Genomic DNA, 5,992 nt, shown 5'->3' on the forward strand with positions numbered 1-5,992 from the left:
CGTTTCCAAGCGATACCGCCAGCCTGCTACCGGGCCTCCTGACAGCTACCCGGACCGGACTTCCACCGGCAAGCGACGACGAGCTTACGAATCAGCCGTCAGCCATTCACATAACCAACCACCAACCCTTCTGGACACACAAGGCATCAGCACATGCGCACCATCGGATACTGCGAGCACTGCCGCAAGGTCAAGAACGTCACCATCTCCTCAAAGAACCTCATGCGCAAACACCTGACCGGCATCTGCGACGACTGCGCCGCCGACCAGGAGCGCCCCATCGGCCCTGACCCGCGCGACCGCCGCGGCTCCGCAAACCCGCCGACCATGCGCCGCGATCACGCTGCACGGCACGACGATGCGACGGCATCGCCACACGGCGATACGGTACCCCCGCGCCCCGACCACAAGCCCGAAGATCCACCGCCGCAACCACATTCACAGCGGCCGGCCTATCCGGCACTTCCCGTCGAGGACTCCCCGAACCGCCCGCCATTCGACACCGACCTGCCACTGGGCCTGCCGGTCGAAGTCACCTGCGACACCTGCGGTAGGGCCGAAACCTTCCTCGTCAACCATGACCGGTTCACCGCGTGGCGTGCGCGCCGGATGCTGATCCAGGACGCGCTCGCACATCTGTCGATCCCGGACCGTGAGTTCGTCAAGTCCCGCATCTGCTCCGCCTGCTGGACTGCCATGTTCGGCTCCGGCCCTTTCCGTGCCTGAAACCCGGCTACTGGCCTCCGGGGCGGAGCGTATTTCCTTTCCTGTCATCCACAGATTGGAGGTGGTCGTGTCGTGACTGCCCCTCGATTCGCACTCTCCCCCGACATCCTCACGGCGGGCAACGACGCCGCCTACCGAGTCTCCTCGTCCGACGACCCGCAAGCTGAGGGCATCGCGGTCCTGGCTGTATGTGGACATGTCCTGGGCACCGGCCGTCGCCGCGACTGGCAGCCCGCGGTGTCGGTGGAGTTCCGCGATTTGGTCGTCGCCGGAAACACCGTGGGCAGCCTGGTGTGCTGGGTGTACTTCTATCCCGATTCGGCAGTCGATGGCGTTGGTCCGCACTTCGTCATCGGCGGCGAGTCCGGGCGGTTGCATGCTCCGCTCGGCAAGAAGATCCGTTCGCAGCCCGAGGATGCCCAGCGCGCCACTGCCGATCTGCTGTACGCGCTGGCCACCGACTTCCTCACCGACCATCGCGTGGCGCACTACCGCTACATCGAGGCTGTCCGTGTGCGTGACGAGTTGCTGGACCGCCGTAGCCGCATCGGCGTCGACTACGACCGCGCCGACGCCGCTGTCGATTCCCGTTATCGGGTGCTGCAGGCCACGCGAGGGGTGACGTCATCGTGACTACCGACGGTGGTTCACCCCAGATGCGTGAACGCTCCCGGTGGGCGACGCGCGGCATCGGGCGGCTGCTCGTCGACGAGCCCGGTGCAGACGGCGCGGTGGGCTGGTCGATTCGCTGGCTGTGTGTCCATGCGGATGGATCGGGTGCCGCGATCACCGTGGTTTGGTATCGGCTGGATTGGTCGATGGTCGACGAGAACCGGGCGCCCGATGACCGGTGGGATGTCAAGCGGCACATCGACTTCGTCATCTTCTCCGATCCCGGCGACATCGCCGGAACCGAGACCTGGCGCGGCCGGCTGGATGAATTCCCCTTCGATCTCGGGCCCGACAGCCCGGAGCAGGCCGATCGGTGGAACCGCAACGGCGCCCTTCGCGACCTGCGTGATCCGGTTCGGTTCGTACCTTGCTTCGCTTGGGACGGCCGCAAACCGATAACCGACCTGCAATAGCGCTGATCCCCGAAACGCGTTGCCGCAACCTACCGCCCACAGCCGTCCGGACTGCCTTGTGGGGGGTTGGCGGGGTTCGGCCGTGTGGCGGGCGCTTGTGATGCTGCCGACGGCGGTCGGTCGTGTGTCAAGCCTGCGGGAAGAGCGCCCGCAGGCTTGACACCCTTCCCGCCGCCGTGGCGAGAGGGACGCGCCCGCCACACGGGCCGAGCCCCGCCTCTGCGAGTGCTCGCACTGCCCCTCGTCACAGGAGTGAGCCATGAAACTTCTCTACACCGCGACGTGGACCGACCACGCTCAGCACGCACTCGCCTCCGCGATGGCGGCGTTCACGGCCTGGGTCACCGCCGAGGCATCGGTCAACCCGTTTATCACAGCGCGCCAACAGTTTTCGCGCCCCGGTCACGGGGAGTACTCCGCGTCACTGGTCGAACTGCGTGACGGCACCGACGTTCGGCGGACCCGGTTGTGGGCTGTGCAAGACCGCCACGTGTCCGGCACGTTCTCCACGACCATCAGGGTCGAGGTGCGGGGTGAGGCCCGATCGTGCGCCGCGCCGTCGATGGTGACATCGCTGCTCGATCACGGCCTGCGGCCGGGCGTCGGCGAGGACCTACTGACGACGACACCCCGCTATATTGCCGGGGCAGCCGCCGGTGAACAGCTGGCCGAGCAGGTGTCGGCGTTCGATCGTCGCGTGCCGATCGTGGTGATGATGCACATGCCCGACTTGTTCACCCGCCTGCGCCGTAGCGCGTCCGGCTTCGGCACGATCGCGAACCGCACCGCTGCCGCGGTCGCGGGCGTGGCCAATGTCGTGGTCGCCGACCCCGGCAGCGTCGCGGGGTTCAACGATGCGCTCGGTCCCGACCACGCCGTCGGTCCCGGGCACTTGCGAATCTTCCGGCCCGGCGTGGATCCGGCGGTCGACGGCGAGCACGTCAATCACCCGTGGCTTTCCCCGGGTCGCTGGTACGCCGACGAGTATCTGGCGCCCCGCTACGTCGCTCGCCGCACCGCCACCCCGACAGCCGTTGCACCGCGGCGCAGGCGCCAGCCCGAACTGGTCTAGGTTTCGCAACCACCCCGATCGGTGCCGAATCCGGCGGGCCACGCAACGAGCGGCCCGCCGGAACGTCCCGTGCGCACCGCCGGATCGCGAACGCCCTGCTCGTAGGAAGGGACAACTCTTATGCCGGGAGCACGTAAGCGCCGTGCCGACCGAATCGCTGCAGTGATTCCGCTCGCGAAACAGCTCCAGGTGCACGGCCGCGAATGCGACAACATATGGTGGACCCGCAGAAGCGATCGGCAGGACTGGTTCTGGCTGACCACCCCCTTGTCGGTCAACGCCCGCGGCGACACCGCGATTCAGGAATCCAATTACGAAGTCGCGCAACAACGCATCGACGCCGTCTCGCCGTTCGGCACCGACTATCGCATCGATCTCTGGCCGGGCGGACAAATCCACACCCTGACCGTTCGCGCCGACGACGCCGCCGCGCTGCGCGAACTCGATCGCCTTGTCGCGGCATTACAGGACTACCCCGCGCTCGACGAGCAGGACGTCTCGGCCCGGGAGTGGGACCACAATCATCCCGACGGCGGCGAACGCGAATGCTACGCCGAAGATGGCTGTAGCTGCGTCTACAGCACACATCGCCACCAGTTGGAGGTCACCGCCGGCGGAACCGCCTATCCCGAGTGCGCGGTATGCGGCCGCGACGTCGACGACTGGGATCCTGGCCGATACGACCCGATCGATCCGCGCCCCGATCCGCCTGCCGATCGCCGCTCGACGGACCCCTTGTCATGACCGTCGAACAGTGGGCGGACGCGGTTGGTGCGCACTTGGCTCGCATCGCGCCGGGTGCCCCCTTCAGTGAACGGGTCGCGCCGATGATGCAGATGGCGCTGGCCGCCGCCGCGGCGGGCAACTATGTGTTTCCTTTACGCCCGGCGGACAAACGCCCGGCCATCAAGGGCTGGCAGGACGCGGCAACCCGGGAGCAGGCCGATATCCGCCGATTCTGGCGCACAGTGCCGTTCAACATCGGTATCGCTTGCGGTCCCAGCCGGCTGCTGGTCCTCGACCTCGACGCGGGCGCCGACGTCGACCCGCCGCCGGAATGGTCCGGTGCCGTCGACGGACGCGATGTCCTGACACGCCTGGCCGAGGCCGCGGGCAGACCGGTTCCTTCTCAGACCCTGACCGTCCGCACCCCCGCAGGGTGGCATCTCTATTTCCGGTCGCCACCGCAAGCCGATCTCGGCAACAGCACCGGCCGGTTGGGGTGGCGTCTCGACACCCGCGGCATCGGCGGCTACGTCGTTGCACCTGGGTCGCGCTGCTCCGGCGGCGTGTATCGGATCGTTCGCCGCAACCCGATCGCGGACCTGCCCGACTGGCTGGTCGAAGCGCTCACACCGTCGCCGCCACCGCCGCGACATCCCTTGGTGTTGCCCGATTATCGTGCCCACGCCTACATCACCAAGATCCTTCGCAGCGAAGCCGACGCGGTCATCTCAGCACCTACAGGCCAACGGCATCTGACCCTGCTGCGTGCCGCCGGGGCGTTGGGGCGGCTGGTCGGCGGCGGAGAACTCGACGAGCACGACGCCCGCGCTGTCCTGCATGACGCTGCCCGCCGCCACATCGGATACGACGGGTTCACCGAGGCCGAGGCCGCCCGGACCATCGACGACGGTCTTGCCTACGGGGCAGCCCGCCCGCGCCATATCAGCTGACTGTTCCACAACAATGCTCACCCTCTGGAAAGGGTCGACATGGGCCAATACTTCAAAGCAGTCCTACTCTCCGACGACGCCACCACAATCACCGGCTATCTCAGCCCTCGGGACCACAATCACTTCCTCAAATTGATGGAGCTGAGGTTCCCCCGCCGAGCCGGAGAGCGGATTATCTGGTTCCGGCCAGAACCCGTTGATGGTAGCTGGCTTCGTACTCGTCGGGTGATCGCCAATCCAGCTTCTTCTGGATGCGCTGGGTGTTGTACCAACCGTCGATGTAGGAGAACAAGGCGTTCTCCGCGTCTTCCCTTGTGCGCCAGGAGTTCCGGTACACCAGCTCGGTCTTCAGTGTGGAGAAGAAGTTCTCCATGAGCGCATTGTCGTAGCTGTCTCCGACCGACCCCATCGACTGGGCTATTCCGTTGTCGGCCAACCTGTTTGCGAACCGAATGGCTGTGTAGGTCGAGCCGCGATCGGAATGATGGACCAGTTGTCCGTCACGCACATCCCGCACCCACACCGCGTATTCCAGGGCCCCGAGTACCAGCTCGGTGTCGCAGCGGTCGGAGCATTTCCAGCCCACGATCCGGTTGGAGAACGCGTCCCGGACCGCCGCCAGCCAGAACACGCCCTCGCCGGTCGGGATCCGCGTCGCATCCGCCACCCACAACCGGTCCGGGGTGTCCGCGGTGAAGTCACGGTTGACCAGATCCGGTGCCGGCGTGGCGCGGCGGTCCTGCCGCGTCGAGGGAATACGCCATTTCTTACGCAGGAACGCGCCCTGCAGCCCCGCCCGCCGCATCAGCCGCTCGACTCGTTTGCGGCCGACCGCGATACCGCGGCGGCGCAGCATCGCGTGCACTCGCGGCGATCCGTAGGTGCCGCCGGAGCTGGTGTGGATATCGACGATCTCAGCCAGCAATTGTTCGTCGGCCAGCCGCCGCCGCGAGGGGTTCTTGGCCTGGGCCAGCCATCCATAGAACGTCGACGACGCGATGCCCAGCACCCGCAATACGAGCTCGACCGAGTGCTGCGGGTGATCTTTCACGAACCGCACGATCACCTCCGGGTCTGGCCGAGCTCCGACGCGAAATACGCACTCGCATCACGCAATACGGCGTTCACGCGTTCGAGTTCAGCGACCCGCTTGCGTAGTTGCTTGTTCTCTTCGGCCATGTCGGTCGTCGGCCGATCGCTACGCTCGCCGGCGTCCGCTTCAGCCTGGCGGATCCAGTTCCGCAGAGCCTCGTGATGCACCCCCAGCTGCGCGGCCAGCTTCCGGATCGTCGGCTTGGGATCCGCATCCCGATACAACCTGACCGCCCGAGCCCTCAACTCGTCCGGATACTTCTTCGGTGCTGCCACTGATGAACTCCTTCCGGCCCCTATCGGACCACGTCAGAGCTCTCCGTGAAAGCGGGGGAACCTCA

The 5,992-nt window shown here is 66.6% G+C and carries 8 protein-coding genes; 6 read left to right on the forward strand and 2 right to left on the reverse strand.

From position 1 onward, the window contains the following. Nucleotides 1-153: 153 nt before the first annotated feature. From QH290_RS12415 to QH290_RS12440, 6 genes are all read left to right on the forward strand, one after another. Nucleotides 154-726, forward strand: a complete 573-nt coding sequence (locus tag QH290_RS12415) for a hypothetical protein (protein ID WP_280382913.1) — start codon at nucleotides 154-156, stop codon at nucleotides 724-726. Nucleotides 727-798: 72 nt separating this feature from the next. Further along, complete coding sequence (locus tag QH290_RS12420) at nucleotides 799-1,359, forward strand: hypothetical protein (RefSeq protein WP_280382914.1); 561 nt, start codon at nucleotides 799-801, stop codon at nucleotides 1,357-1,359. Nucleotides 1,360-1,382: 23 nt separating this feature from the next. Then, entirely contained in the window at nucleotides 1,383-1,811 is a 429-nt protein-coding gene (locus QH290_RS12425) for a hypothetical protein (RefSeq protein WP_280382915.1), read from the forward strand. 259 nt (nucleotides 1,812-2,070) lie between these two features. Then, on the forward strand, nucleotides 2,071-2,883 hold the full coding sequence (locus QH290_RS12430; RefSeq protein ID WP_280382916.1) for a hypothetical protein: 813 nt from the start codon (nucleotides 2,071-2,073) through the stop codon (nucleotides 2,881-2,883). 162 nt (nucleotides 2,884-3,045) lie between these two features. Beyond that, a complete protein-coding gene (locus QH290_RS12435; protein ID WP_280382917.1) occupies nucleotides 3,046-3,627 on the forward strand; it encodes a hypothetical protein in 582 nt (193 codons plus the stop codon). Next, on the forward strand, nucleotides 3,624-4,559 hold the full coding sequence (locus tag QH290_RS12440) for a bifunctional DNA primase/polymerase (protein WP_280382918.1): 936 nt from the start codon (nucleotides 3,624-3,626) through the stop codon (nucleotides 4,557-4,559). The genes QH290_RS12435 and QH290_RS12440 overlap by 4 nt, the downstream gene beginning before the upstream one ends. 172 nt (nucleotides 4,560-4,731) lie before the next feature. Here the strand turns inward: QH290_RS12440 and QH290_RS12445 are convergent, their stop codons facing one another. Then, a complete protein-coding gene (locus QH290_RS12445) occupies nucleotides 4,732-5,619 on the reverse strand; it encodes an IS3 family transposase (RefSeq protein ID WP_187684730.1) in 888 nt (295 codons plus the stop codon). Nucleotides 5,620-5,621: 2 nt separating this feature from the next. Beyond that, nucleotides 5,622-5,927: a transposase gene (locus QH290_RS12450; RefSeq protein WP_280266680.1), complete on the reverse strand. Its 306-nt coding sequence runs from the start codon at nucleotides 5,925-5,927 to the stop codon at nucleotides 5,622-5,624. Between the last annotated feature and the right edge of the window lie 65 nt (nucleotides 5,928-5,992).

Source organism: Nocardia wallacei, from assembly GCF_029869545.1.
GTDB classification, from domain to species: domain Bacteria; phylum Actinomycetota; class Actinomycetes; order Mycobacteriales; family Mycobacteriaceae; genus Nocardia; species Nocardia wallacei_A.